This window comes from Burkholderia sp. SIMBA_051 (assembly GCF_046534915.1).
Taxonomy (GTDB): Bacteria; Pseudomonadota; Gammaproteobacteria; order Burkholderiales; family Burkholderiaceae; genus Burkholderia; species Burkholderia ambifaria.
This window is the reverse complement of record NZ_JAWRXS010000757.1, coordinates 1-243: the sequence shown is the minus strand read 5'-3', so window position 1 is coordinate 243 and position 243 is coordinate 1. Positions and strand designations below refer to the sequence as shown.

Here is a 243-nt window from a genome sequence, read left to right as displayed (position 1 = left end):
ATGCGTGGATGCGGCCCTGCGTGGTCGCCGCGTCATGGAAGCGCCGGCGCCGCTGGCTCGCACGCACCTGCGCGTCGAGCTCCGTCAGGTTCCAGCGCCGCGCGGCCTCCGCGCGCAACGCGGCGAGCACCTCCGCCGCTTCGGGCAGGCCGGCCAGGTTCATGCGCTCGTGCGGATCGTCGGCGAGGTTGTACAGCTGGTCGGGATCGGCCGCGCAGTGCACGTACTTCCAGTCGCCGCGGC

General features: G+C 73.7%; 1 pseudogene. It reads right to left on the bottom strand.

Annotation, left to right across the window (positions count from 1 at the left end):
• A pseudogene (locus tag SB771_RS36510) lies at positions 1 to 243 on the bottom strand (choline-sulfatase); the annotation flags it as partial.